We start from the raw sequence: 25,921 nt of genomic DNA on the forward strand, positions 1-25,921 counted from the left end.
AAATGGCATTACCTAAAATAAACCCAACCGAAACCAAAGCTTGGTCTAAGCTGTCAGGTCATTTTGAAACCGTAAAAGGATTACATCTTAAAGAGCTCTTTGCAGAAGACGCAGCGAGAGCCTCAAAAATGACAATTCAATGGGAGGATTTTTATGTTGATTATTCCAAAAATCGAATCACAGAGGAAACTTTTTCTTTGTTGATGGAGTTAGCTGATGAGGTTAAACTTAAAGAGGCCATGAACGCCTATTTTTTGGGAGAGGAAATTAATGAGACTGAAAAGCGTGCTGTTTTGCATACGGCCTTAAGAGCGAAACAAAGCGATGAGGTTTTTGTTGATGGTAAAAATGTCATGCCAGAGGTATTCGCCGTTAAGGATCAAATAAAGAAATTTTCTGATGATGTAATATCAGGAAATAGAAAAGGCCATTCAGGTAAAGCATTTACAGATGTGGTTAATATTGGTATTGGTGGTTCAGATTTAGGACCAGCAATGGTTGTAGAAGCCTTATCCTTTTATCAAAACCATTTAACAACCCATTTTGTGAGTAATGTTGATGGTGATCATGTGAATGAAGTAATTAAGCACTTGGATCCAGAAACGACTCTATTTGTAATTGTTTCTAAAACATTTACAACTCAAGAAACGATATCTAATGCAACAACCATAAGAAATTGGTTTTTGTTGACTCAACCAGAAGAAGCTGTAGCAGATCATTTTGTAGCTGTATCTACCAATATTGAAAAAGTTCAAGAGTTTGGTATTGCTGAGAGTAATATTTTCCCAATGTGGGATTGGGTAGGTGGTCGTTTTTCACTTTGGAGTGCTGTGGGACTATCTATCAGTCTATCTGTAGGTTTTGAGCATTTCGATGCGTTGCTGTCTGGAGCAAATAAAATGGATGAACATTTTAAAACCACTCCTTTTGAAGATAACATTCCGGTTGTTCTTGGACTTTTGACGGTATGGTATAATAATTTCTTTGGTTCTGAAAGCGAAGCAGTCATTCCTTATACTCAATATTTGAATCAATTTGCTACTTACTTGCAGCAAGGTATTATGGAGAGTAACGGAAAATATATTGACAGAAATGGCCAAAAGGTGAATTATCAAACTGGGACTGTTATTTGGGGAGAACCTGGAACCAATGCGCAACATGCCTTTTTTCAATTAATTCATCAAGGGACTAAGTTAATTCCGGCTGATTTTATTGGATTTGTAAACGCTCTTCATGGTGACCAGGACCACCAGGAAAAACTTATTTCCAATTTTATTGCGCAAACAGAAGCACTTATGAACGGTAAAACTTCTGAAGAGGTTTTTCAGGAATTTAAGGAAAAAAATGAGAGCCTAGACACGGTTAAAGAGCTTTTTCCTTTCAAAGTTTTTGAAGGAAATAAGCCTACTACTACTTTATTTATTAACAAATTAACCCCAGAAAGCCTTGGAAAACTGATTGCTTTGTATGAACATCGCATCTTTGTACAAGGTGTTATTTGGAATATTTTCAGTTACGATCAATTTGGAGTTGAGTTAGGTAAGCAATTGGCTAACAATGTTTTAAAAGATTTAAAATCACAAGATGTTGGAGCTCATGACCCGTCAACTTCAGGTTTAATCAAACACTTCAAGAAAAATCTTAATTAATTGTTAATTAAACTGTTGACTTTTTTATAAATTTCATCAGTGTTTTCCCCGATTTATCTATAATTTAATCAGGCATTTAGTTAAATAATTAATATGCATGCATAATTAACTATTTCATAATGTTTGAACTAATTAGTTATGTAATTTTGCGAAAAAATTTAGAAACCAATTTCTTAATTAACATGAAGAACATTACTAGATTAATTTTTCTTGTAGGAGCAATTTTGTTTTCTGCATTTACGATGGCGCAATCGACTGTTACTGGAACAATCATTGACGCTGAAATGAATGCACCGATGCCTGGTGTAAATGTTGTAGAAAAAGGCACAACCAATGGAGTTTCCACCGATTTTGATGGAAACTTTAGTATTACAACCAAATCAAATGATGCTGTGCTGGTTGTTTCGTTTATCGGGTATTTAACTCAGGAAATACCTGTTTCTGGAACTTCTAATTTGGGCAATATTACAATGCAAGTCAGTGAGTTTGGTCTTAGTGAGGTTAGAATTATAGCCTCGGTGGCTGTAGATAGAGAAACTCCAGTGGCGGTTTCAACTATTAAAGCCAAAGAAATTGAATTGAAATTAGGGAATCAGGAATTCCCTGAGATTTTAAAATCCACACCAGGGGTATATGCTACCAGAGCTGGAGGTGGTTTTGGAGATGGTCGAATCAACTTAAGGGGGTTCAGTTCAGAAAACGTAGCCGTTTTGATCAATGGAGTGCCGGTAAACGACATGGAAAATGGTGTAGTTTATTGGAGCAACTGGGCTGGTTTAAGTGATGTAACAAGTTCAATGCAGGTTCAAAGAGGTTTAGGAGCTTCTAAGGTAGCTGTACCATCAATTGGGGGAACCATTAACATTCTTACCAAAACAACTGATGTTGAAGCCGGAGGTAATTTTTACACCACTTTAGGTAATGATGGTTATAGAAAATTAGGGGTTACTTATTCTACAGGATTGTTTGACAATGGATTTGCTGCAACTGTATCTGCTGCCAAAACTGATGGTGATGGATATGTGGATGGAACAGAGTTTAACGCATTGTCTTATTTTGTGAATTTATCGCAAAAGTTTAATGACCAACATACCTTATCATTTACTGCTTTCGGTGCTAAACAACGTCACGGTCAGCGTCAAAATAGACATTTAATTTCCACTTACAGAGCTAGTGAAAGCGGTATTAAATACAATTCTGATTGGGGATATAAAAATGGTGAGGTTACTCATATAGAAGACAACTTTTATCACAAACCACAATTGTCGTTAAACCATTATTGGAATATTAGCGAAAAATCAAGTTTATCTACAGCTGTTTATGCTTCCTTTGGATCTGGAGGGGGTGGAGGAACCCGTGGGGAAAATAAATTTACCAATCCCGCCTATAGAATTGGTCCATTGGGTCCTGTTGATCTAGATAGAATCGTTGATGAGAACATTGCAAATGGAGCTGAGGGATCAGAATCTATTTTAAGAGCATCTAGAAATGACCATAACTGGTATGGCGTTTTATCAACTTACAAAACAGACCTTACAGACAATTTAGTATTATTAGGAGGTTTAGATTTTAGAGATTATACAGGATCACATTTTTATGAGGTAACAGATCTATTAGGAGGTCAATATTGGGCTGATAATAGTGATGTAAACAATCCAAACGCAGCTTTACAGGTTGGAGATAAGTTCAACTATTATAACGATGGTAAAGTGGGTTGGTTAGGATTTTTTGGTCAATTAGAGTATTCTAAAGATAAATTGGCTGGATTTGTTTCTTTAGCAGCCTCAAATACCTCATATAAAAGAATTGACTATTTCCAATATACTGTTGATGATCCTTTAAGGGAAACAGACAGATATAATTTCTTTGGGTATCAAGTTAAAGGTGGTGCAAACTACAACTTAACAGATAACCATAATGTCTTTGCTAACATTGGTTATTTTGAAAAGGCACCAGGATTTGATGCGGTATTCATTAACTTTAATAACACTGAAATCAATGAAAATGCAGAAAATCAAAAGATTTTAAGTTTTGAGTTGGGGTATGGATTTAGAAGTGAAAAACTATCTGCCAACGTCAACCTTTATAGAACGGCTTGGAGAGATAGAACAGAAACCAGAACCTTCCAATTATCTGAAGATGAGACTGGTTTTGCCAATATTCTTGGGGTAAATGCTATTCACCAAGGTATTGAAATAGATTTTGCATATAGACCTTGGGATGATTTAACTCTAACAGGGATGGCTTCTTTTGGAGACTGGAGATGGGAAGACAATATTGAAAATGTTGAAATTAGAGATGAGCAACAAGAGTTGGTTGATACCGTTGATATTTATATAGAGGATGTACATGTAGCAGATGCGGCCCAAACTACTTTTGCTTTAGGTCTTAATTATAGAGTATTACCTAGGACTAATATTTTAATTGATTATAATTATTATGACAATTTGTACGCCGATTTTGACCCTAGTGATAGAGGTGATGAAACAGCACCTGAAGCATGGGAAATGCCAGCTTATGGATTGTTTGATGCGGGTATTAGTCATGGATTTGATTTTGGTCCATTTGAAGCAACCCTTTCTGCAAGAATGAACAATGTTTTTAATACTGAGTATATTTCAGATGCACTTGATGGAACAAATTCAGACGCATATACATCTTTAGTCTGGTATGGAGCTGGAAGAACATTTACCGTTGGGGCTAAAATTAACTTTTAAAAAAACTGTATTATGAAAAGAATAATTAATGCATTAATGATTGTTGGACTGGTCTTAGTAGGGTGTAACCCTATGGAGGACATCCATAATGATATAGACTCTGTTGATAATCCAGTAGTAGGTTCTGCTGAATATACGCTAACCGATGAGGATTATGAAGAGTTAGAATTGGGTTTTGGTAGTTTCGATTCTGAAGATCAAGCGAAAGAATTAATACCAGGTTTACTAGCTGACATGTATCCTTATTGGGGTGCAGGATCTTCTGTTTTGGTTGGATATAATTTATATATTGGTAATGCTGAAGGCGTAAGTGATTATACAGGTGCTGAGGTATATGAATTAACTACAGCCGATTACGCAACCACGGGAAGTGACGCATTTGGTTTTTACCCAGATACCAATGCTACTGAAGCTATTATTGATATTCTAGGAACACAAATCGCCAATCCAGTAGAAGGGCAAATGGTTTTAGCAACCTATAACCATTATACGGAAACCCCAGATGTAGGTTTAGCCGTTATTGAAGAATTTCATTTTAATGGAGATTTAGAAGGCTTTGAAACAATCAATGTTTTAGGAGACCAAATATGGGAAACTGCTTCATTTGGAGGAGTTGAATATGCTTTTATGAGTGGTTATGATGGTGGAGCTCAAGACAACGAAGATTGGTTGATTTCAACACCTATTGACCTTGATGGGGAATCTGATATCAGATTTCAAATTAATCAAGCAATCAATTACGCTTCAGATTTAGGATTGTTGACCATTTTAGTGTCTTCAGATTATTCTGGTGATCCTGCTGCTGCAACTTGGGAAGAAATTACATTGGCAAATGCTCCTGAAGGAAATAACTGGACGTTCGTATTATCCGAAGATTATGATTTATCCGCTTATGATGGTGAAATCATTAACGTTGCTTTTAAGTATGAATCAAATACTAGTGAAGCTGCTTCATGGGAAATTGACCAGGTACTAATCAAAGCTTTGGGTGTTTCTGGAGACTATGATTCTAAAGGAGAATACTTTGTATATACAACAGATGGATGGGAATCTGCCGAGGGAGTTTATTACTTAAGTTCAGCTGATTATGACTCTATGGGAACAGCTTCTGGTCAACCAGGACAATACAATAATTTCAGTAGTTCTGTGCCTGCAGACAGCTATATTCCAACATTCTTAAGCATAACTTACCCATATGCTCAAGAGGAGGATCAAATGATTGTTATATATAAGTATTACTCAAGTTCTGCTGGTGCAGTTCAAACTAGAGGAAACCTATATACTGTAATTGATGGAATGTGGACACCCCATGAAACAACAGTGGCTACTACGTTGCAGTTTGGGCATGACGGTGTGGAGTGGGTTCCAGATAATACGATTCAGTATACTTTAACGGCTTCAGATTATGATTACGTGGCTACAACTTATGCATCGGTTTCAGGGTTTGAATCGGCAGCTGGTAATCTTGCTACCTATGGTAACTTTAATAGAACAGGAGGTAGTTCTGGTTGGACTGATGACATGATGATTACAGTTTTAACGGATTTACTTGGAAATGTAATTGCGCCATCTGCTGAGGAAGGTCAAAAATATGTTTTAAGTTATGATATATATAACGGAAGTAGTGCAGTAGAGAGCTTTGCTTTTATTAAAGAGGGTGGAGAGTGGATTTTAAATTAATAATCCTGTGCTAATAAAACAAAAAACCTCTTCAAAATGAAGAGGTTTTTTTATACATTTTAATTAGTATTTTTGTTTTCTCATCTTAAACAGTTAAACACATGTATGACATTGTACAAAATTTACATTCCTATTGGGCTTATTTGGTATTGACCGTACTTACAGTTGCCGTAGTAAACAGTATTATCAAGGCTCTAGGAGATAGAGAATATAAAGCTCTTGATTTTAGAATTTCACTGTTCACCTTAATCGTTTCCCATATTCAGTTATTGATTGGGTTGGTGCTTTATTTTGTGTCACCACGCTTAAGTATGTTTAGCGAACTAGGTATGGGAGGTGTTATGAAAAACGCATTGTTAAGATTATATTTGGTGGAGCATCCTTTAGTTAATATCATTGCCATTGTACTGATAACTATGGGTTACTCAAAACATAAAAAGAAATTGGTTTCTAAGTCCAAATTCAATACGGTTGCCATCTTTTATTTATTCGCTTTGATTCTACTTTTATCCAGAATTCCTTGGGATGTTTGGATGGCTTAACAAATAAAAAAGTCGCTTTTAAGGCGACTTTTTTATTAACTATAAGGATGAGATTTTTATTCAGATATTTCTTTAATCACATAGACATATACGGGAAAGTGATCACTAAAACCATCGGTGAATCCACCATCTGCAAAGCTCCTTAAAGGATATCCTTTATACCTTCCATACTTTCCTACCAAGTAGTTCTTATTGTAAATACCTGCCTGATAAAATTTAAAGGTTGAAAAGTCTTTGTCTAATAAAGGCTTTGAGATTAAAATTTGATCAAACAAGCTCCAAGCGTCTCTATAGGCCGTTGTACCTAGTCCTTTTCGATAAAAGCTCTCATAGGGGTTGTAAATGCCTTTAAACTCTACCTTGTCTCGGTCTTTTTCGGCATTTAGTACTTTTTTGACACTTTCATTTGTTGGGTCGTCATTCAAGTCGCCCATCAGGAAAATTTTCGCATAGGGATCATCGGTTTGCAATGAATCAATAATCTTTTTACTCAATTTGGCGGCCGCAACACGTTTTGGTCGACTTCTAGCTTCACCACCACTTCTAGAAGGCCAGTGATTAACTAGTACATGAATCATGTCACCTTCTAGAGTCCCGCTGACCAATAGTTGGTCACGAGTATAAACACGCTTTCGGGAATTGTCATCATAAATTTTCAATTCGTGAGAGCTTGTATGTAAAGGAGTGAAAAACTTTTTTTGGTAAAGCATAGCTACATCAATTCCTCTAGCATCTGGAGAGTCATAGTGTATAATGCCATAATCTCTTCCTAAAAGTAGGGGATCATTGATCAAGTCTTCAATAACTTGTCTGTTTTCAACTTCAGATATTCCAATAATTACTGGAGAGTTATGGGTGTCATCCAAACCGATATCTGATAGTACTCGAGCCATGTTGTGGACTTTCTTTTTGTATACCGTCTCAATATCTCCTTTCATTTCCATGATTGGACTGGCTTCATCAAATTTTGAAGTGTCATTAATGGTGTCAAACAGGTTTTCCAGATTGTAGAACGCAATGGTATGAATTTTATAAGTCTTTTTTTCTTGAGCATTAAGTTTGCTTGTTCCAATGGCCAAAAAAAGGCAGTAAAATAGGATAATGTGTAATTTCATCTAATCAATAAGTTAACTTTAGGTTACCAAAATACAATTGTCGGGCCAAATGTAGATATTTATCATAAATAATGTAAATTTGGGCGCTTTAATTAATTATTACTTAACGCATAAGAAGTTATTAATCTTAAATTCTAACATGAAAAAACGCTTATTGATTTTTTTAGCGGGATTTTTTTCATTGGCCTTTACTTTTGCGCAAAGCACCTTGATAAAAGGTAGTGTAAAGGATGCAGCAACCAATGAACCTCTTCCCGAAGTTACTATTACTATTGAAGAAACAGGACAACAAACCCAAACTGATGCGAAAGGGGAGTTTGTTTTTTCACAAAATGTCCCATTAGGTGAGCAAATGCTTAGGCTCACAAAAAACGGGTATGCTCCCAAAAGGTACCCTATTGTGGTAAATGAAGGAAGTATCGTAGATATTTCTGATATGATTTTAGATATAGACGTCACAGATACGGTCGATTTATTTACCATTACTTTATCTGATGACGAACTAAACAATGATACCAGCGGTGCCGATAACATATCGGGTTTATTGCAATCATCCCAAGATGTGTATCAGCGAACGGCAGCTTTTGAATTCAGCTCTTCCTTTTTTAGGGTTCGGGGTATGGATTCTGAGAACGGTAGTGTTTTGATCAATGGGATTGAAATGAATAAATTATATGATGGCAGACCACAATGGAGTAATTGGGGAGGTTTAAACGATGTCTTAAGAAATCAGGAGTTAACCACGGGTCTTCAGCCTTCAGATTATAATTTTGGTGGATTTATAGGAACAAATAACCTTAATGTTAGAGCCTCGAGATATCGTCAAGGTGGTCGTGTAACCTACTCTTCATCAAACCGCAGTTATACGAATAGGGTAATCGGTAGTTATGCTACTGGAGAACTAAATGGAGGTTGGTCTATGGTGTTTGCCGTAGGTAGACGTTGGGGTAATGAGGGCTTCCAAGACGCCACCCTTTATGATGCTAATTCCTTCTTTACCTCTATAGAAAAGAAACTAGGAGATAAGCATTCTATAAATTTTACGTCTATGTACGCCCCAAACAGAAGGGGGAAATCATCTCCAAATACCCAGGAGGTATATGATTTAAAAGGAATTAAATACAATGAATATTGGGGTTGGCAAGATGGAGATAAGAGAAACTCTCGAATCAAGACGATTGAAGAGCCCATCTTTATGTTGAACCATTATTGGGATATCACTGAGAAAACCAAATTAAATACCAACATAGGTTACCAATTTGGAAAAATTGGTAACAGCCGTTTAGACTGGAATGGTTCGAGATTGAATGATGCTGGAGTAGCTGTAGGAGGCGGTTCTAATCCAAGTCCGGCTTATTACCAAAAGCTTCCTAGTTTCTGGTTAGGATTGGATGATGGTCCTAATTATGAAAATGCCTATTTGTATGGACAGGATTTTATAAATGACGGTCAGATAAATTGGACGGATATGTACCAACATAATTTAGAAAATGTGGGTGGTCATTCTACATATATTCTTTACGAAGACAGAACAGATGATTCTCAATTTACTGCAAATACTATTTTAAGTTCAGAAATTAACCAAAACATCCTTTTAAATGGAGGTTTGACTTATAGAAAATTGAAATCAGAAAATTTTGCTGAAGTTCTTGATCTATTGGGAGGTAATAGCTATCTGGATGTAGATACGTTTGAATCTGATCCAGACAGACAGCAAAGTGACATGAACAATCCATTTCGTACTGTAGGTGTTGGAGATAAATTTAGATATAATTATAATCTCCATGCTGATATTATTTCTGCATATGCTCAAGCCAAATTTAAATATAACAGAGTTGATTTTTATGTGGCAGGAAATGTTGGTAAAACCAATTATTACAGAGAAGGCTTGTATAGAAATGGTTCCAATGCTGAAAACTCTTTCGGAAAAAGTGAAGAACTCGATTTTACTGGTTTAGGAGCTAAAGCAGGATTCACCTTTAAAATTTCAGGGAAGCATTTGATAAATGCAAATGCGGGATATCAAGCTAAAGCGCCTAATTTGAGAAACACTTTTTCAAATTCTAGGGTGAACAATAATATTATCCCAAATATAACAGAAGAGAAAATTACAGCCTTTGATGCAAGCTATGTCTATAGATCACCTATAATAAATGCAAAGCTTACAGGTTACTACAACAAAATAGAAGATGCCAATGAGGTCTCTTTTTATTATGCTGATGGGGTCATCGGATTTGATGATGTAGCAGAATTTGTTAGCGAAACTTTACAAGGTGTTGATAAGAGATATTTGGGTGCAGAATTAGGGATTGAGGCACAAGTTTTACCAACCTTGAAATTGAAAGGGGTCGCCGCTTTAGGTAATTTTACCTATGACAATAATCCCAATCTTATCTTGTCTTCCAATGATAGGGATGTGATTGTAGGACAATCAAATCTAAAAGATTACAAATTGGCAAGTGGTCCTCAAACCGCAGCCTCCTTAGGTTTTGAATATCGTGACCCAGATTACTGGTGGTTTGGAGCTACCGTAAATTATTTTACCAATACCTATGTAGATGTTGCACCTTTAACAAGAACCAGAAACTTTTATTTAAACCCAGTTGATGAAATTCCTTTTGATGATTATGACCAAGAAGTGGCTAGAGAATTGTTAAGACAAGAGGAATTTGATGACTATTTTACCGTAAATTTAATAGGAGGTAAATCTTGGAAGATAGATGACTATTACATTGGTTTCTTTGCTAGTGTTAACAACCTTTTGGACGAAGTTTACAAGACTGGAGGGTTTGAACAAGGCCGAAATGCAAACTATAGAGAACTTTTGGCAGATGAAAGTAGGGATACACCTATTTTTGGTTCCAAATATTGGTATGGTAGGGGAGCTACCTACTTTGTAAATGTATACTTTAGATTCTAAAAAAAATGATTATGAAAAATATAACTTCAAGCTTTATGAAAACAACTAAATTATTTAGTTTGATGTCTATCATGGCTCTAACTGTGTTGACATCTTGCGTAAATGACGATGATTATAGCATCCCCAACGTTGGAGATGCTCAAGAGCCTAATATTTCTGCAACCACAACGATTTCTATTGTGAAAAGTATGTACGATTCCAGTACTGATGCTATTGTAGATTTTGATGAACAAGGAAACGATTTAGTGTTAGAAGGGTATGTGATTTCTAATGATGAGGCTGGTAACTTCTATAAAACTTTGATTATTCAGGATGAACCTGAAAATCCAGTTGCAGGTATTCAAATTGATATCGATGATCCTACGTTATATGATTTATACAAGCCTGGACGTAAGGTTTATGTGAAATTAAACGGATTGGGTATGGAGAATCAAAATGGGGTCCTTCATATAGGGACCATTAACGGGACAAGCGTAGAAAGAATTCCTGCCGTTACTTATACTGATTATATCATTCGCTCTACAGAAGTTGCAGAAATCGTTCCTAAAGTTATTACTCCAGGAGCCTATACAGATGCCAATTTAAATCTATTGGTACAAATTGACGATATGCAATTAAGAAGCGAGGAAGTAGGTTTACCATATGCTAATGCTGATGACACTTACACGGTAAATAGATATTTGAAGAATTGTGGAGATGATTCTCAAATCATTATTAGAAACAGTGGATTTGCTGCTTTCAAAAGTCAGTTGTTCCCAACAGGAAGAGGAACCGTAACGGCTGTTTTCAGTAAATACAATAGTGATTATCAGTTGTTCATTAGAGATACAGAAGATGTAGCCTTTGATGGTGAGCGCTGTGATCCTTTGTTTGAAGAGTTTTTTGAAACGGGATTCACAACTTGGACAGCTTATAATGTCATTGGGTCTCAAGTTTGGATTCCAAATTCTTATGGGAACCCAGGTTATTGTGCTGCTATGTCAGGTTATAGTGGTGGAAATCACGAAAATGAAGATTGGTTAATCTCTCCTGCTATTGATTTGACTGGAGTAACCGAGGCTATTCTTAATTTTCAAACTGCTAAAAACTATAATGGAAATTTATTAGAGGTTTATATGGCAACCAATTACTCTGGGGGAGATCCTAATACAGATGGTGATTGGACGCCTCTATCTGCTACTTTATCAGCAGGAAGTTGGAGCTGGACTGATTCTGGTGACATTGATGTTTCGGCCGCGGCTGGAGGTAATTTATATATTGCTTTTAAATACACATCAACAACTTCGGCTTCTTCTACTTGGGAAGTTGATAACGTAAAAGTTTTTGTTCCATAAGGAAGGATTATTAAAAGAATAAAAAAAAGCCCGATTAAACAATCGGGCTTTTTTTATTTATGAAGTATAAGATAAACCGGAAAATGATCACTATAGCCCCCTTTGTATTTGGTGCCTACATAGGTTCGAAAAGGTTCCCCTTTAAAAGGTCCCCTAAATAATTTTAGGAAGTCTTCATCAAAAATATCAGCCTTTAGATAGGTCAATGTTCCTGGTATTCTTTCAAAAAAAGACGTACTCAAAATAATTTGATCAAATAAATCCCAAACAAAGTCATGTCGTGTGGTGCCGCGACTCTTGCTATAAACTTGTTCCATAGGATTGAACAAATCCTGATTGTTCACCAAATTTTTAATACTTTCTGTGTCGGGGTTATCATTGAAATCTCCCAAGATGATAAATTTGGCTTCAGGCTCTTCATATAAAATCGTCTCCATTATTTCGATTAACTTATTGGAAGCTGCCATTCTTTTGATATTGGATTCTTCAAGGCCTTCACGTCGGGATGGCCAATGATTCACAATAACATGTACTTTTTCACCATCAAATAGACCCGATACATGTAGGATATCTCGTGTATAATCTTTTTCCCCATCTACATTGAATATGTCAAGTGCATGTCTTGAGGCTTTTAGTTTATGGAATACCTTTTTATTATACAATAAGGCCACGTCAATGCCACGTTCATCTGGAGAATCAAAATGAACAAAATCATAATGAATGTGAGCCAAGTGTTGGGAGCTAATTAAATCTCTTAACACTAATTCATTCTCCACTTCAGATAAACCTACCAAAGCAGGAGGGAATCCAGTTTCGTTCTCACCTATCTGGGAAATAGCAAATCCTAATTTTCTAAGCTTGTTCAGATATCTTTTAAACGTCCATTTTTTAACCGAATCAGGAAGAAATTCATTGTCTTGGGTCAGTTCATCATCATAGGTGTCAAAAAGGTTTTCAAGGTTATAAAAGGCAACGGTATATTGTTTTTTATTGTGAAATGAAGGCATGTCCCTTTGATTGCAAAATGGTTGTACTTATAAAGATACAGATATATCAGTGGGCAATTTTAAAAAATTTGATTTAATCCTTGTAACTTTGTCGTATATTAATGATATATGCTAGAAAAGAAGGACATAGACTTAGAAAAGGCCGTTTTGATTGGTATCGTAAACCAAGAACAGGATGAGGCAAAGTCCAAGGAGTATTTAGATGAATTGGAGTTTTTAACTTATACCGCTGGCGGAGAAGTTGTAAAACGGTTTACACAAAAATTGGAGATGCCCAATCCAAAGACTTTTATTGGGAAGGGTAAGATGGAAGAGGTGCAGGAATTTATTAAGGAGAATGAAGTGGGAACTGCCATTTTTGATGATGAATTATCTCCGGCACAGGAAAGGAACATCAGCAAGATGCTTAATTGTAAAGTGTTGGATCGAACCAATTTAATCTTGGATATTTTTGCACAAAGAGCCCAAACCAGTTATGCAAGAACTCAGGTAGAATTAGCGCAATGTGAGTATCTGCTTCCTAGATTAAAAGGTATGTGGACACACTTAGAGCGTCAAAAAGGGGGGATTGGTATGCGTGGTCCTGGTGAAACGGAAATTGAGACGGATAGACGTATTGTAAGGGATAAAATATCGCTTTTAAAGGAGAAGATTAAAACCATTGATAAGCAGATGGCTGTTCAAAGGGGGAATCGCGGACAAATGGTTCGTGTGGCGTTGGTAGGATATACCAACGTTGGGAAATCGACTTTAATGAACGTCATAAGTAAGAGTGAAGTATTTGCAGAGAACAAATTGTTTGCCACCTTGGATACAACGGTTAGGAAAGTCGTTATAGGGAACCTACCATTTTTGTTAAGTGATACTGTTGGATTTATTAGAAAGCTGCCAACGCAGTTGGTAGAGTCTTTTAAAAGTACCTTGGATGAGGTTCGGGAGGCTGATTTACTGCTTCATGTGGTAGATATTTCACATCCTAATTTTGAAGAACATATTGAATCTGTGAATAAGATTCTTGGTGAAATAGAAAGTATTGATAAACCAACGATAATGGTTTTCAATAAAATTGATGCCTATGAGCCTGAGCCTTATGATAAGGAAGACTTAATGACTGAAAGAACCAAAGCGAATTATTCCTTAGATGAATGGAAAAAAACGTGGATGGGTAGAATAGGAGACAATGCTTTGTTTATCTCGGCACTAAATCGAAATAATCTAGAGGATTTTAGAGCTAAGGTGTATAATGAAGTAAGGAAAATACATATCACCAGATTTCCGTACAACCATTTTTTATATCCCGATTACAACGAATTTACTGAATAAAAAAACACGCCAATTGGCGTGTTTTTTTATTTAAACTCTTTCTTTTAGAAGGAATAGCTAATCCCGAAAGTAGAGTAATATTGAATTTTGTTATCAACGTTGTCAAAATCAGGAACAGGCTCTCCTGACTCTACGGTCCAATTATCCAAGGCGTAGTTAACTGCCTCTTGCTTGTTACCTCTTAAGCCGATTTCAAAACCTACCCCAATGCCTTTCCAAATGGAATAGCTAGCCGAGTTAATCCACGTCCAATTAGATAGATCTGAACTCTTGTAACTTTGAAAAGCGGAAAGGTTTGACATGAACTTAAATTTATTCATCGTTCTGGTATAATTGGCCACAATTTTAGCACCTAAAGATGAATCAAAAATGGCATCATTATCTGCAAAAACGAAGTTATAGTTTATTGGATGTACCACAACGACTAAATTGGATATAGGTGTCCAAGTAACACCAACCCCTAAATCCAAATACCCTGGATCGTTAAAATTGTTTAAAAGAGTTGTTCTGTATTCCCCTAAGGTAGATGCTGCTAGCTTTGAAGACAGCTTGTAGCCAAATAGTGAGGTAACGTTAAAAACATCTACAGCTTCTCTCCATCCTTCTTCATCGGTTGGGTCATCTTTGTCATCAAATTTCACCCAGCCTAAATTAAGGTTGGCTTGGTTGTACCAAAAATATTTTTCTCGATCCAATTTGGCGTGCGGGTTAAAGGTAATATTGATATTCCCTGAAGCATTATTCGGCGATCCTTGGGCATACCAATTACTAAATTCTGACCAACTCCCACCTATGGTACCAAGTGCACCAAACTTCCAACCTGGAAATTTGTCAATCTGGGATTGTAAATCATCGACTTTTGACTGTAAGGCGTCAATGGAGTCTTGTTTTGAGGCTTTTTCAGCTTTAAGTTCTTCTAAGGTTTGGGCATTTGCTGCAATCGAAAAACACAGCAAAGAAAATGATAGTAATAGCTTTTTCATAAATATATATTATATGTAATAAATGATGGTTCAAAAATAACCATTTTTGCCTAATGGCTCTAAATAAAGTACTTAGATTATTTTTTGTATAAAGGAACAGTGGAACAAGCTTCCCCAAACATTAAAGATTTAGCCACTGGTTGCAATTTGGAAATTAAAAGTGTGTAAGCCGAATCGGGTATGGGTTTGTCAGAGCATCCTTTAATGATGACTGGTTTGTCTGCAAACTCATCCAATTCCAATTCATTGATGACTTCTTGAAAAATAACGGTTTCCAATAATTCAAGGCTGCCAACCACAATTTTTTTAGCAAATGGTTGCAGTTTGGTGGTCAATAAAAGATAAGCCCAAGATGGAATAATGGCATCTGCCGAACAGCTAAGTGCCACGTATGTGTCCTGATATTGGCTCCAATCGTGAGCTTCTACAAAAGTCCTAAAATCTTTTTCTTTTAGAATGATTTCTTGAAACAACCAGTCTTTAATATCAAATAAAATTCTGTTGCCTTTTGGATAGAATTCCTCCAAATCCAAAGTTTTTAGTTTGCTGTTTGCTACGCGATTAACAATTTCTCCTGACATGGTACAAAGTTACATAAATTACTTATAGCCTTCCGCTTGCAATGTAAACAGTTCGGCATACAGTTTTTGATTCGTCATCAATTCCTCGTGAGGGCCTATCTCTAAAACTTTACCCTCTTCTAGAACCAGAATGCGATCAGCTTGTCTTACCGTACTAAATCTATGGGAAATGATGATGCTGGTTTTTCCTTTCGTCAATCCAATAAAGCGTTCAAAAACATCACTCTCTGCTCTAGCATCCAATGCGGAGGTTGGTTCGTCTAAAATCATAACCTTGGCATCTTTCATATAGGCTCTGGCTAAGGCTACTTTCTGCCACTGTCCTCCGGATAATTCCATACCACTTACAAATCGTTTTCCTAATTGTTGATTATATCCATCTACTAGGGAATCAACCACTTCATTAGCTAAGCTTAATAATGCTGCATTCTCTATTTTATTTTGGTTTTCAAGTTCCTCAATGTCACCTATGGCAATGTTCTCTTTGAGCGTAAATTCATATTTGAAAAAGTCCTGAAAGATCACGCCAAAATACTCTTGATACGCTGCTTTGTTGAAACGATTGATATTTATTCCATCTAGCAAGATTTCTCCAGAGGTGGGTTCGTAGAATCTTAAAAGTAATTTAATCAAGGTCGTTTTTCCTGCGCCATTCTGGCCTACGAAGGCAAGTTTTTCTCCTGCTTTGAGTTGGAAGTCGATGCCCTTTAAAATTTCGATTTCCGATTCGGGGTATGAAAAATGAACGTTTCTGAATTCGAATCCGCTTTCTATTTTTTGGGGAAGAGGCATGTCTTCTTCAGTCGTTGAAGAAATGGAAATATCAATGAAATCAAAATAATCCTTAAGGTATAAGGCGCTTTCTGATATTCTTGTAAATCGAGAGAAGAAATCTTGAAGGTTCTTTGTTAATCTATTGAAAGACCCTGAAAGAAAGGTCAATTCACCCAGAGTGATGACCCCTGAAAGCACTCTGTAGATGATAAATGTATAGGCTGCATAATAACTTAGCGACCCTAAAACATTAAATAAAAAGCCGTAAGATGACCGTTTGATGGCGAGTTTTCTATTCAGTTTGTAGTATAAATGGGAAAGCGTTGAAAAACGATTAACCAGAAAATCTGTAAGTCCAAAGAGTTTGATTTCTTTGGCCGTTTTGTCATTGGCTCCAATGTATCTCAAATAGTCCAATTCACGGCGCTCTGAAGTCCAACTTCTAGCTAAGGAATATTGTTGCTGACTAAATTTAACTTCATTGATAAATGAGGGAATAATACTTAAAACCAAAAGGATGATTAATAAAGGCTCAAAATAAATCAACCCAGCCACTAAGGATATGATGGAAATCAATCCTTGAGCTTGTCCCAAAACATTTGACATCAATCCAACCCTGCCTGTGGTTTGCGTTCTGGCACGTTCCAGTTTGTCATAGAATTCAGAGTTTTCTAAAAGACTGATATCTACTTGATGTGTTTTTTTAATGATTTTGACAGAAGTGGTAATATTGTATTCGTCCCCTAAAAGACCATCGGTTAGGGAAATAGCACGACTAATCAGGTCAGAAAGGATGACCAGAATAAACTCGATAATCACATAAGTCCAGAGTTGACTATAATCTGTAATTTCAAGATTGGTTTGGGTGACAATTTCGTCAATAATCAGTTTGCCTACCCAAAGGATAATAACGGGTAATAATGCTCCTATTAACCGGCAAACCGCTGTCCATAAAAACAATCCTTTGTTTACATTCCAGATTTCTTTGAAGAACCGTGGAATGTAAGCTAAGGCGTTAAAAGACGATTTTAAATTAGTTTTTTGATCCTCTTGTAAGGATTTTGGTATATGTCTGGGCATTCAAAGAATGATATTAAAGCATCCCTAGCTCTAATTTTGCTTCTTCACTCATTAAATCTTGGCTCCAAGGTGGGTCAAAAGTGATTTCTACCTCGGCACTATTAACCTGATCTAATGATTTTATTTTTTCCTCCACTTCCATGGGTAATGTTTCTGCAACTGGGCAGTTGGGAGTGGTTAAGGTCATCAGGATTTTAACGTCATAATCTTCATTGACAAAGACATCATAAATTAATCCCAATTCATATATGTCTACTGGAATTTCAGGGTCAAAAATAGTTTTTAAAACCTTGACTATCTGTTCTCCGAGAGCATTTGTATCTATAGTGGAATTGCTCATACTTAACTTAATTGTGTTTGGTATGCAATAGCATACATTTTCAGTTGTTTTATCATACTAACCAAACCGTTGGCCCTAGTAGGAGAGAGGTGCTCTTTTAATCCAATTTCATCAATAAATTCAGTATCCGCCTCAATGATGTCTTTTGGATTTTGATTAGAGAAAACCCTAATGAGGATGGCAATAATTCCCTTGGTAATGATGGCGTCGCTATCTGCTGTAAACAAAACTTTGTCATCTTTCAGTTCAGCGTTTACCCACACTCTACTTTGACAGCCTTTTATTAAGTGGTCTTCCGTTTTAAATTTTTCATCTATAAGCGGAAGCGATTTTCCCAAATCTATCATATATTGATAACGCTCTTCCCAGTCATCAAACATGGAAAACTCTTCAATAATATCTTGTTGAATATTTTTAATGCTCACGACCAATTGTTTTGTGCAAAAATACAACTTGAAACATACCTATTTGAATAAATTAGGGTTTTTCAACAAACGATAACATTTCATTAACTAAATCGGCAATTTCTTCTGGGGGATTTCCATGATCAAAAGCGGGAGTTTGAAAGGTTTCTCCATTCTTGGTTATTTTCAAGGTAGCAATGAGTGCTCCATCAAATTGATGATCCTTAGAAGGAACCTCAAGGTTTTTTAATTCTTCTAATTCCAATTTATTGGCTTTTTCCAAAATGGAGGATAAAGCCTCCAAATTAAGTTCTTTACTGGAAGGAAGTCCTCCCCTTGTTTTTTGATAACTAATCGAATTGTCATTCAAGGTCACTTTCAAAAAGGAACCTCTTGTTGTAGCAGAATATTCTAGAATGTATGGGTTTTGTGTCATTGTTTTTTGATTGGAAATCTTAATTTGATTGGCTATAATAAGGGTTTTGTTATCCTCATCTTTTAGGTATAAGGTGTTATTCTTGAATTCATAATTTTTTACCTGATCCAATATTTTCAGGAAATGATCTTCAACTTTCATTCCTTCTCCTGGGCAGAGTTTTTTGGTTGTTGCTAATGGACCAAAATTCAACTTTTTGTCTGATGTCTTATAATTGCCCGTAAACCTGTTGCATCCCGCAAAACCAGAAACCATTTTGTTTTCATCATTAAACTCCATAGTTAGTTTTGAAGGTAATGTGGTTAAACCATCAATAGTTGAAATTTCATAAGTTCCGCTAATCATGGTAGCAGTTTCCTTGGCGCTTCCACAAGCATTGAAAATAAGTGAAAAGCATATGATATAAAGAAGTTTCATTAGTATCTTTTTAGTGTTACAAAACTAATATTACAAAAAAGAAGCCAAACTGAATGTGAAAGCTATGGTAAATAAAAAAGCGCTCTATTTTGAGCGCTTTTAATATTTATGAGAAGAATCTTAGTTTCCTGCCAATGAAGCTCTAGCTCCACCAGACTCAAACAAAGCTCTCATTCTAGTATTTTGACCATTCGTAAACATATACATACAATCATCATAGACATAATCCATGTAGTTCATAGTCATATCTGCTGTTTGACAATTTACGGTTGGATAAGAAGGACAACCATAGTTAGGTCCATTTGATGGAGGTGTGTCCTGTACAAAATCATCTTGCTTACATTGACCATCACCCCAGATATGACGTAAGTTTAACCAGTGACCTACTTCGTGGGTAGCTGTTCTACCATGGCCATAAACGCCTCCAGCAGCATTTTCGCCAAAGAAATCAGTTCCAATTACAACACCATCAGTTGAAGAAGGTCCTCCTGGGAATTGAGCATAACCTAAAATGCCGCCACCAATTTCACATACCCAAATATTTAAATAGGTAGAAGGATCTGTTACATCTATTCCTCCTTGACTACTGTGCTTCATAGCATCATTAGTTCCCCAAGAGGATTGGGTGCTAACAACTCTATTTACAGTGTGAAGTGTAAAAGAAATTCCACAATCTGCTACATCACCAGAAAATTCAGAAGGTACGCCACTTGTGTTTGAGTTGTTATTGTTGAAATCCTCATTTAAAACAGCTATTTGCGAGTTGATCTGTTGAGTTGTCACTTGATTAGAATATTGCTCTATGATATTCACTACAACAGGGATGCTTACTGGATCTGTGAAGCCTGGATCTGGGTCAGTACCACCGCCGCCGTTGTTTCCACCACCATTTCCATTTCCGGCGCCATCTGGCTTTTTAGCAGCTATAGCAGCTCTTAAATTGTATTCTATATCATACATTGTTTGTTCTAAACCTGGATTCTCATTTAATAAGCGGTTTAGGTTCACCATGGAATGGCAGGATTTCTGTCCAGAGGCTACACGTGATTGCTCATCAATATCAGCATCGGTGTAAAGATAGAAGTCACTCATGTCAACTTTAGCCTGTTGATCATTGTTCATAGTTTCTTTGGAGTCATTACTACATGAAGTAGCAAAAATCATGGCCAAGGCCGCCATACTTAAAATTACTTTTTTCATCTGATTCTATAAATTTTGAATTAAGTGAATCGGAAGATATAAAAAGCAATTTATTAACTAAAAAAAATGTTAAAAAATAATGGATATTTCGATGAATGACTTAAAATTTTCACATTTGGAGCAAAAAAAAGACGCTTTTTTTAAGCGTCTTGTATATTGTAAAGTTTTGATTTTTAGGATAGCATCATTTTGGCTTTCTTTACACCAGATACCAATAAATCAATTTCATCTTTGGTATTGTAAAAAGCAAAAGATGCCCTTACTGTTCCAGGAATTTTGAAATAATCCATGATCGGTTGGGCACAATGGTGTCCTGTGCGAACAGCAATTCCCATTTTATCTAAGATGGTTCCTACATCATAAGGGTGGATTCCTTCTAGATTAAATGAAATCACCGATGTTTTATGTTTTGAAGTCCCATATATTTTCAGACCTTCAATTTCTAAAAGCTTTTCAGTTGCATAAACCAAAAGTTCATGTTCGTAAGCTTCAATATTTTCTAAACCTATTTGATTTAAGTAATCTACGGCAGCCCCAAAAGCAATACCACCACAGATGTTTGGCGTTCCAGCTTCAAATTTATGTGGCAGATCCGCGTAGGTTGTTTTCTCAAAAGTAACTTCAGCAATCATCTCGCCTCCACCTTGATAGGGGGGTAATTTATTTAACCATGTTTCTTTTCCATAAAGCATGCCTACACCTGTTGGCCCACACATTTTATGGGCAGAAGCCACATAGAAATCTACATCCAGAGCTTGTACATCAACTTGAATATGGGGACAGGCTTGGGCGCCATCTACCAATACCGCTGCTCCAACTTCGTGTGCCTTTTGAATGATATGTTCAATAGGATTGATAGTTCCCAAGGCATTCGATATATGATTTACAAATACCAATTTGGTTTTATCAGTAAGTAAGTTTTCAAATTGTTCAATTACCAATTCACCTTCATTGTTCATTGGGATGACCTTAAGAATAGCTCCTGTACGTTCACAAAGCATTTGCCATGGTACGATGTTACTGTGATGCTCTAAGGCGGAGACTATGATTTCGTCTCCCGACTTTAAAAAAGCAGAAAACCCATTGGCAACCAAATTAATACCATGGGTAGTTCCAGAAGTCATAATGATTTCAAAAGCATGTTTGGCATTAAAATGCTTTTGAATGGTGTGTCTGGCTTGTTCGTATTTGTCGGTAGCTTCTTGGCTCAATTTATGAACTCCTCTATGAATGTTGGCATTATAGGAGCTGTAATAATCTACAATACAATCAATGACCTGTTGTGGTGTTTGCGAGGTCGCTGCATTATCAAAATACACCAAGGGTTTATCATTGACTTTTCTTGAAAGAATGGGGAAATCTTTTCTTATGTCCTGAATGTCTAGGGCCATAAATTTATTTTATAAATCAAACCCAATATTCACCCCAAGCTTTTTGGCTATGAGTTTGGTGATTCTTCTTTTAATTTCGTTGATTTTGACAGATTCCAATACCGTGTTACTAAAAGCAAACATCAAAAGTGCTCTTGCCTCTTTTTCTGGAATTCCACGAGATTTCAAGTAAAATAGCGCTTCTTCATCCAACTGACCAATAGTACAACCGTGAGAACATTTTACATCATCAGCAAAAATCTCAAGTTGTGGTTTGGTGTTAATCGTAGCTTTGTCATCCGCCAAAATGTTATTATTAGCTTGGTAGGCATTGGTTTTTTGCGCTTCTTTTTCAACAATCACTTTCCCGTTGAAAACACCTGTAGATAGATCCCCAAAAATTCCTTTGTAATCCTGGTGGCTTTCGCAATTAGGCTCTATGTGATGAACAAGGGTATTGTGATCTACATGTTGCTTGTCTCCAATAATGGTAATTCCCTTTAAAGTAGAATCGATTCGTTCCCCGTGTTGGTAGAAATTAAGATTATTTCTCGTAACGTTTCCTCCAAAAGAAAACGTGTGAACTGAAGCAATACTTTCTTGTTTTTGTTTGATAAACGTGTTGTCAATTAAAGACGCATTCAGATTGTCGTTCTGAATTTTATAATAGTCAACAATAGCTCTCTTATTGGTGAAAATTTCAGTAACACTGTTAGTCAAAACAGGGTTATCTGTTAAGCTTTGGTGTCTTTCGATGATTTGAACATGCGAATTTTCATCTACAACAATTAAGTTGCGAGGTTGTAACATCAAAGAAGCTTCAGAACCTGTAGAGAAATGAACTATTTGTATTGGTTTTTGAACCAGTTTGTTTTTAGGAATATGAATAAAAGCGCCTTCTGTAGCAAATGCCGTATTCAATGAGGTCAAACTTTCTTTATTGGCCGCCTTGTTGAAATAGTTTTCAATCATGATGCGGTACTTAGGCTTTGATAGTGCTGCCGACATAAGGCAGACATCCATTCCCTCGTGTGTGGTTTGGGACAAATGGGACGAATATTTCCCGTCAATAAAGATGATTTTGAAGGTGTCAATATCATGAATCAAATAGGGCTTGATCGCATGATACTCAACGGCAGTCTCTTGTTTTGGGAATAAACTGTAATTGTGTTTTAAAACACTGTTGAGTGAGGTATATTTCCAAGCTTCTTGTTTTTTTGTTGGAAACCCTTGTTGTTCAAAATTCTTGATGGCCTCATTTCTTATCTCGTGAAGAGGAGAGCTGTCTTCCAAATAATCTTCGACAGCAAAAAATGAGGACACTAATTTATCTTTTAAATCCATTTGTATAAGTTGCAATGTTAAAAAGTTTGAAAGCTAAAATTTGGTCTATTTTCTGCTTCAACTTCTTGACGTTTTACGTTTTTCATCAGTGCTATGCACCTACTTCTTCCTTAATCCAATCGTAACCTTTGGCTTCTAACTCATGAGCCAATTCTTTGGAACCAGATTTTACGATTTTTCCATTGTAAAGAACATGTACAAAATCTGGCACTATGTAGTCTAATAATCTTTGGTAGTGTGTAATCACGATAACCGCATTGTCCTTACTCTTAAGTTTGTTAACGCCATTGGCAACAATACGAAGTGCATCGATATCCAATCCAGAATCGGTTTCATCCAAAATAGCCAATTTGGGCTCTAGCATAGCCATTTGGAAAATCTCATTACGTTTCTTTTCACCACCCGAGAATCCTTCATTTAAAGAACGCGATAGGAACTTTCTGTCTATTTCCAAAAGTTCTGCTTTTTCGCGAATTTTTTTAAGCATTTCGTTTGCTGGCATTTCTTCTAAACCTTGAGCTTTACGGGTTTCATTGATTGCCGTTTTCATGAAATTGGTAACTGATACCCCTGGGATTTCAACTGGGTACTGAAAGGATAAAAAGATGCCTTTATGGGCACGTTCATCAGCTCCCAATTCATCCATAGGCTCATCATTCAATAAAATCTCACCTTCTTCTACTTCATAATCTTCCTTACCTGCAATTACAGATGCTAGGGTACTTTTACCAGACCCATTAGGTCCCATAATTGCATGAACCTCTCCAGGTTTAACCTCTAGATTGATTCCCTTTAAAATATCCTTGCCTTCAATGCTGGCGTGTAAGTTTTTTATCTTTAACATACGCTTTTATTCTCCTAATTTTATGACATTGTTTGTGCTTTCAGTGGGCTTACTTACACCTAATATTTCTACAATTTCTACACGGTAATCCCAACCTTCTTCTCCCTCTGGTTTCGGAATGATTTTTCCTTTAATTGAAACGGGAACCATGTCTGTATCTTCTTTTTTGTAGGGTTTAACCATATCATCCAACTCATGCATTTTTTCGTTGATGATTACTCCATAAATTTCTTGAGACGTTTGTAATACAGCCGCATCAGCCAAATAAACAAACTCTCCTTTCAATTCCTTTAAGTCGGCTGAATCGCTTGCTTGTTTCGTATCATTTTTACAAGCTGAAATAGCAGTGATCATCAATAAAAACAAAAGTTTTTTCATATGATTTATAATTATGATTATCCTACCGAACCTTCAAGGCTGATTTCAAGTAATTTTTGAGCTTCTACGGCAAATTCCATAGGGAGTTTGTTTAATACTTCCTTGCTAAATCCATTCACAATTAATGCAATGGCCTTTTCTGTGTCTATACCTCTCTGGTTGCAATAAAAAATTTGGTCTTCTCCAATTTTACTTGTAGTAGCTTCGTGTTCTACTTGAGCGGTTTTGTTTTTTGCTTCAATATAAGGAAACGTATGGGCTCCACATTCATTACCCATTAATAAACTATCACATTGTGAAAAGTTTCGTGCATTTTCCGCTCTGGAATTAATTTGTACCAAACCGCGGTAACTGTTCTGGGATTTTCCAGCCGAAATACCTTTTGATATAATCGTAGATTTGGTGTTTTTCCCAAGGTGAACCATTTTGGTTCCAGTATCAGCTTGTTGGAAGTTGTTGGTCACGGCAATGGAGTAAAATTCACCTACCGAATTATCACCTTTCAACACACAACTAGGGTATTTCCATGTTACGGCACTACCTGTTTCTACTTGAGTCCAGGAGATTTTTGCATTTTTCTCGCATAATCCTCTTTTGGTCACAAAGTTAAAAACACCACCTTTTCCTTCGCTATTTCCTGGATACCAGTTTTGAACGGTTGAATACTTAATCTCTGCATCATCCAAGGCAATCAATTCTACAACAGCAGCATGCAATTGATTTTCGTCTCTCATAGGTGCAGTACAACCCTCAAGGTAACTTACATAACTTCCTTCGTCAGCAATTACCAAAGTTCTTTCAAACTGTCCAGTTCCCGCTTGATTGATTCGGAAATAGGTAGAAAGTTCCATAGGACATCTTACTCCTTTAGGAATGTAGCAAAAACTACCATCACTAAATACAGCACTGTTCAAGGCAGCATAGAAATTGTCCTTTTGAGGTACAACAGTTCCAATGTATTTTTTAACCAATTCTGGATGCTCTTGAATGGCCTCTGAAATGGAACAGAATATGATGCCTTTTTCAGCAAGGGTTTTCTTGAAAGTAGTTGCGACAGAAACGGAATCCATAACCACATCTACTGCTACACCTGTCAGTTTTTTTTGTTCGTCTAAAGAAATACCAAGTTTGTTGAAGGTTTCCAATAATTCAGGATCTACTTCATCCAAACTTTCATATTTAGGCTTTTTATTGGGAGCTGAATAATAGGAGATGGCTTGAAAATCTGGTTTTTTATAGGTTACATTGGCCCATTCAGGTTCCTCCATTTGAGTCCAAGCGCGGTAGGATTCCAATCGCCATTCTGTCATCCATTCAGGTTCGTTCTTCTTTTTTGAAATGGCACGAACTATCTCCTCGTTTAAACCTACAGGAAGCGTGTCAGATTCTATATCGGTATAAAATCCATACTCGTATTCCTTGGTTTTTAATTCTTCTCTTAAGTCGTCTTCAGTATATTTAGCCATAATGTCTCGCTTCAAAA

General features: G+C 36.4%; 21 protein-coding genes. 7 read left to right on the top strand and 14 right to left on the bottom strand.

Features of this window, described 5'->3' with window-relative positions:
• Positions 1 to 2: 2 nt before the first annotated feature.
• From pgi to ZA07_RS07010, 4 genes are all read left to right on the top strand, one after another.
• A complete protein-coding gene (pgi, locus tag ZA07_RS06995; protein ID WP_053970996.1) occupies positions 3 to 1,649 on the top strand; it encodes a glucose-6-phosphate isomerase in 1,647 nt (548 codons plus the stop codon).
• A 182-nt stretch (positions 1,650 to 1,831) separates the two neighbouring features.
• Positions 1,832 to 4,366 (top strand): TonB-dependent receptor, encoded by a 2,535-nt coding sequence (locus ZA07_RS07000; RefSeq protein WP_053972080.1) that lies wholly within the window; start codon positions 1,832 to 1,834, stop codon positions 4,364 to 4,366.
• 12 nt (positions 4,367 to 4,378) lie between these two features.
• The gene (locus ZA07_RS07005) at positions 4,379 to 6,046 is read left to right on the top strand and encodes a choice-of-anchor J domain-containing protein (protein ID WP_053970997.1); all 1,668 of its coding nucleotides are present in this window, start codon (positions 4,379 to 4,381) and stop codon (positions 6,044 to 6,046) included.
• 101 nt (positions 6,047 to 6,147) lie between these two features.
• Positions 6,148 to 6,588, top strand: a complete 441-nt coding sequence (locus tag ZA07_RS07010; protein WP_053970998.1) for a hypothetical protein — start codon at positions 6,148 to 6,150, stop codon at positions 6,586 to 6,588.
• Between the two features lie 56 nt (positions 6,589 to 6,644).
• On the opposite strand, the gene ZA07_RS07015 is transcribed toward ZA07_RS07010, so the two are convergent.
• Positions 6,645 to 7,703 (bottom strand): endonuclease, encoded by a 1,059-nt coding sequence (locus ZA07_RS07015; RefSeq protein ID WP_053970999.1) that lies wholly within the window; start codon positions 7,701 to 7,703, stop codon positions 6,645 to 6,647.
• 139 nt (positions 7,704 to 7,842) lie between these two features.
• Between ZA07_RS07015 and ZA07_RS07020 the strand changes: the two genes are divergently transcribed.
• Both ZA07_RS07020 and ZA07_RS07025 read left to right on the top strand, forming a co-directional pair.
• Positions 7,843 to 10,623 carry a TonB-dependent receptor gene (locus tag ZA07_RS07020; RefSeq protein WP_053971000.1) on the top strand — a complete coding sequence of 927 codons (2,781 nt, stop codon included), beginning with the start codon at positions 7,843 to 7,845 and terminating at the stop codon, positions 10,621 to 10,623.
• A gap of 11 nt (positions 10,624 to 10,634) precedes the next feature.
• Positions 10,635 to 11,957, top strand: a complete 1,323-nt coding sequence (locus ZA07_RS07025; protein ID WP_197276710.1) for a DUF5689 domain-containing protein — start codon at positions 10,635 to 10,637, stop codon at positions 11,955 to 11,957.
• Positions 11,958 to 12,010: 53 nt separating this feature from the next.
• Here the strand turns inward: ZA07_RS07025 and ZA07_RS07030 are convergent, their stop codons facing one another.
• On the bottom strand, positions 12,011 to 12,964 hold the full coding sequence (locus ZA07_RS07030) for an endonuclease (protein ID WP_053971002.1): 954 nt from the start codon (positions 12,962 to 12,964) through the stop codon (positions 12,011 to 12,013).
• 108 nt (positions 12,965 to 13,072) lie between these two features.
• On the opposite strand from ZA07_RS07030, the gene hflX reads away from it, so the two are divergent.
• Positions 13,073 to 14,287 (top strand): GTPase HflX, encoded by a 1,215-nt coding sequence (gene hflX / locus ZA07_RS07035; protein ID WP_053971003.1) that lies wholly within the window; start codon positions 13,073 to 13,075, stop codon positions 14,285 to 14,287.
• Positions 14,288 to 14,331: 44 nt separating this feature from the next.
• On the opposite strand, the gene ZA07_RS07040 is transcribed toward hflX, so the two are convergent.
• The 12 genes from ZA07_RS07040 to sufB all read right to left on the bottom strand — a co-directional run bounded on the left by ZA07_RS07040 (position 14,332) and on the right by sufB (position 25,904).
• On the bottom strand, positions 14,332 to 15,270 hold the full coding sequence (locus tag ZA07_RS07040; protein WP_053971004.1) for a DUF3078 domain-containing protein: 939 nt from the start codon (positions 15,268 to 15,270) through the stop codon (positions 14,332 to 14,334).
• 77 nt (positions 15,271 to 15,347) lie between these two features.
• Positions 15,348 to 15,851, bottom strand: a complete 504-nt coding sequence (locus ZA07_RS07045; protein ID WP_053971005.1) for a DUF2480 family protein — start codon at positions 15,849 to 15,851, stop codon at positions 15,348 to 15,350.
• Between the two features lie 18 nt (positions 15,852 to 15,869).
• A complete protein-coding gene (locus tag ZA07_RS07050; RefSeq protein ID WP_053971006.1) occupies positions 15,870 to 17,705 on the bottom strand; it encodes an ABC transporter ATP-binding protein in 1,836 nt (611 codons plus the stop codon).
• Between the two features lie 13 nt (positions 17,706 to 17,718).
• Positions 17,719 to 18,045 (bottom strand): DUF59 domain-containing protein, encoded by a 327-nt coding sequence (locus ZA07_RS07055; protein WP_053971007.1) that lies wholly within the window; start codon positions 18,043 to 18,045, stop codon positions 17,719 to 17,721.
• A gap of 2 nt (positions 18,046 to 18,047) precedes the next feature.
• Positions 18,048 to 18,470 carry a SufE family protein gene (locus ZA07_RS07060; RefSeq protein WP_053971008.1) on the bottom strand — a complete coding sequence of 141 codons (423 nt, stop codon included), beginning with the start codon at positions 18,468 to 18,470 and terminating at the stop codon, positions 18,048 to 18,050.
• 52 nt (positions 18,471 to 18,522) lie between these two features.
• The gene (locus ZA07_RS07065; RefSeq protein ID WP_053971009.1) at positions 18,523 to 19,302 is read right to left on the bottom strand and encodes an META domain-containing protein; all 780 of its coding nucleotides are present in this window, start codon (positions 19,300 to 19,302) and stop codon (positions 18,523 to 18,525) included.
• Between the two features lie 120 nt (positions 19,303 to 19,422).
• Complete coding sequence (locus ZA07_RS07070; protein ID WP_053971010.1) at positions 19,423 to 20,502, bottom strand: zinc metalloprotease; 1,080 nt, start codon at positions 20,500 to 20,502, stop codon at positions 19,423 to 19,425.
• A gap of 173 nt (positions 20,503 to 20,675) precedes the next feature.
• Complete coding sequence (locus ZA07_RS07075; RefSeq protein ID WP_053971011.1) at positions 20,676 to 21,893, bottom strand: aminotransferase class V-fold PLP-dependent enzyme; 1,218 nt, start codon at positions 21,891 to 21,893, stop codon at positions 20,676 to 20,678.
• Positions 21,894 to 21,902: 9 nt separating this feature from the next.
• Positions 21,903 to 23,216: a Fe-S cluster assembly protein SufD gene (gene sufD / locus ZA07_RS07080; RefSeq protein ID WP_053971012.1), complete on the bottom strand. Its 1,314-nt coding sequence runs from the start codon at positions 23,214 to 23,216 to the stop codon at positions 21,903 to 21,905.
• Between the two features lie 91 nt (positions 23,217 to 23,307).
• Positions 23,308 to 24,060, bottom strand: a complete 753-nt coding sequence (sufC, locus tag ZA07_RS07085; RefSeq protein WP_053971013.1) for a Fe-S cluster assembly ATPase SufC — start codon at positions 24,058 to 24,060, stop codon at positions 23,308 to 23,310.
• 6 nt (positions 24,061 to 24,066) lie between these two features.
• The gene (locus ZA07_RS07090) at positions 24,067 to 24,438 is read right to left on the bottom strand and encodes a hypothetical protein (RefSeq protein ID WP_053971014.1); all 372 of its coding nucleotides are present in this window, start codon (positions 24,436 to 24,438) and stop codon (positions 24,067 to 24,069) included.
• Positions 24,439 to 24,455: 17 nt separating this feature from the next.
• Positions 24,456 to 25,904 (bottom strand): Fe-S cluster assembly protein SufB, encoded by a 1,449-nt coding sequence (gene sufB, locus ZA07_RS07095; RefSeq protein WP_053971015.1) that lies wholly within the window; start codon positions 25,902 to 25,904, stop codon positions 24,456 to 24,458.
• Between the last annotated feature and the right edge of the window lie 17 nt (positions 25,905 to 25,921).

Source organism: Mangrovimonas sp. ST2L15, from assembly GCF_001280515.1.
GTDB lineage: Bacteria > Bacteroidota > Bacteroidia > Flavobacteriales > Flavobacteriaceae > Mangrovimonas > Mangrovimonas futianensis.